The 651-nt window shown below is 46.4% G+C and carries 1 pseudogene; it reads left to right on the top strand.

Annotated features, from left to right (window positions below):
* Positions 1-155: 155 nt before the first annotated feature.
* Positions 156-651 (top strand): annotated as a pseudogene (locus ACP5L5_RS11785) (CopY family transcriptional regulator); the annotation flags it as partial.

Genomic DNA, 651 nt, shown 5'->3' with positions numbered 1-651 from the left:
CATCAAGAATATCGTAAGCTTGCTCGACATGAATAACGACCCTTACAGCATCACTGCCACTCTTAATTACATCATCTACTTTACCTTGATTACTCATACTAACAATGATACTAGCCTAATCTTTATATATTTTCTCTTAGTATGCTTCTCTATCTATGGAGAAGTTGAATGCTAAGAAGTGTATAGTGGTTAGTGTTGGGCTTTATCCGGGTAATGCAAGACAGGCCTTAACTAAGGCGGGCCCTGTTGGTGGTGACGTGGTTTTCCTAGTCAATAGTGAGCCTAGGACTGCGCCTGAGAATGTGCTTAAGGGCCGTAGGAGACAGCCCACGGAGGCTATGGAGGTTCTTCATAAGTTTATTAGAGAGTTGAGTGAGGAGGGTGAGGTGATTAATGTTGTTGATGTTTGGCTTGATCCTAGGGATGGTATTGCGGTTAGTGTGGCTAGGCTTAGGTCAATGATTGAGGGTTATGCACCCTGCAGGATTGTCATTGGCATGGCTGGTGGTTTTAGGTGGCTTAGTGTGGCTCTGATGTTCCTAGCCCTGGCCCTATCCACGGTTGGTCGCTACACTGGTGTCACTGTGGATAGTGTCTTTGCGATGCTCGAGGAGGAGAGCCCCTCGGTTAGGGCTTTGTTTAGGAATGTCG

This window comes from Vulcanisaeta sp. (assembly GCF_049966235.1).
GTDB classification, from domain to species: Archaea; Thermoproteota; Thermoprotei; order Thermoproteales; family Thermocladiaceae; genus Vulcanisaeta; species Vulcanisaeta moutnovskia.
This window is presented reverse-complemented; position numbering and strand designations above follow the sequence as displayed.